Source organism: Brevundimonas sp. EAKA (genome assembly GCF_000698025.1).
Taxonomy (GTDB): domain Bacteria; phylum Pseudomonadota; class Alphaproteobacteria; order Caulobacterales; family Caulobacteraceae; genus Brevundimonas; species Brevundimonas mediterranea_A.
In genome coordinates, this window is sequence record NZ_JMQR01000243.1 from 1 (window position 1) to 1,650 (window position 1,650).

The following is a 1,650-nucleotide window of genomic DNA, read 5'->3' on the forward strand; positions in this document are numbered from 1 at the left end:
GGTCTGTGGGACGTAGCCCAGCCGTTCCCACCCGGCTTCGGCTGCGCCTCCGCCCCCCTCCCCCGCAGGGGGAGGGAGAGGTTTGTGTCTGGCTAGACCGCACGTTTCCGCAGGCCCAGTTCGTCGAAGGCGGCGGTTTCGCGCTTGGCGACGGCGAGCAGTTTGTTCAGGCGGGTGGTTTCGGCGACGTGTTCGAACTTCTTCAGCTCTTCGAAGGCGCCGGTCAGGGCGTCGCGGGCGCCGGCCTCCTCGGCTTCGACCACGGTCAGGTCGCCCTCGGCGGCGGCCTTGCGGGCCTTCCAGCCGTTCAGATAGGCGGCCAGCATCATGCCGGCGTCGGCGTCCGCGCGGGCGCGCTCGCGTTCGATCTCGACCTCGGCGTCCAGAACGGCCAGGCGCATCTCGGCGGTGGCGCGGCGGGACGTGATCTCGGCCAGGCGTTTTTGAAGGGTCTCGACTTCGTAGTTGGAGATGCGGATCAGGGATTGGGCCCAAGCGGTCATTTCGTCACTCTCTGATCATGCCTTGGTTCAGGATGTGCTCGAGCCGGGTAAAGGAATCGGTAAGACGCGTGGCGTCGTCCTTGTCCTGGCTCAAAAAATCTTCCAGCGCGGGGTTCAGCGCGATGGCGCGGTCCACGATGGGGTCGGCCCCGGTGCGATAGGCGCCGATCTTGATCAGCTCTTCCATGTTGGCATAGGCCGACAGCGCCTGGCGGGCGCGCTTGTTCAGTTCGCGCTCGGGCGGGGTCTGGCAGGCGGGCATGGTCCGGCTGACGGATTTCAGCACGTCGATGGCGGGGAAGCGGCCGCGCTCGGCGATCTTGCGGTCCATGACGATATGGCCGTCCAGAATACCGCGCACGGCGTCGGCGATGGGCTCGTCATGATCGCCGCCGTCCACCAGGACGGTGAACAGGGCGGTGATGGGGGCCGCCGTCGTGCCGTCGGGCCGCACCGGTCCCGGCCCGGCCCGCTCCAGCAGTTTGGGCAGTTCGGTGAAGACGGTGGGGGTATAGCCCTTGGTCGTCGGCGGCTCGCCCGCCGCCAGGCCGATCTCGCGCTGGGCCATGGCGAAGCGGGTGACGCTGTCCATCAGGCACAGCACCTCCAGGTCCTGGTCGCGCAGATATTCGGCGATGGCCATGGTCATATAGGCCGACTGGCGGCGTTTCAGCGCCGGCTCGTCCGAGGTGGCGACCACGACGACGGCGCGTCTCAGCCCCTCTTCGCCCAGGGTCTCCTCCACGAACTCGCGCACCTCGCGGCCCCGTTCGCCGATCAGGCCGACCACGACGGCGTCGCAGGTGGCCTGTTTGGCCAGCATGGACAGCAGCACCGACTTGCCCACGCCCGAGCCGGCGAAGATGCCCAGGCGCTGGCCCCGGCAGGTGGTGGTGAAGACGTCCATGGCCCGCACCCCCAGGTCCAGCCGCTCGCCCACCCGGCCGCGCGAATGGGCCGGGGGCGGGGGGGCGCGAGGAGGGCGGGGGCGTCCAACGTCACCCGCACGCGGGGGGGGGGGGTGCCGCGATTCGGAAGGCTCGCGAGAATCCGGGCGGTCGCCTCCAGATCCTCGGGTTGGTGAAGAAGGCCGTCCCAGACGGCTGTCCCGCCGCGATCCATAACCAGCAGGCCGGTCTCGACCGAG

The 1,650-nt window shown here is 69.3% G+C and carries 1 protein-coding gene and 1 pseudogene; both read right to left on the reverse strand.

Annotated features, from left to right (window positions below):
- Positions 1–92: 92 nt before the first annotated feature.
- Complete coding sequence (locus ER13_RS17225) at positions 93–503, reverse strand: flagellar export protein FliJ (protein WP_008262669.1); 411 nt, start codon at positions 501–503, stop codon at positions 93–95.
- A 4-nt stretch (positions 504–507) separates the two neighbouring features.
- Positions 508–1,473: pseudogene (locus ER13_RS17230) on the reverse strand (FliI/YscN family ATPase); the annotation flags it as partial.
- Between the last annotated feature and the right edge of the window lie 177 nt (positions 1,474–1,650).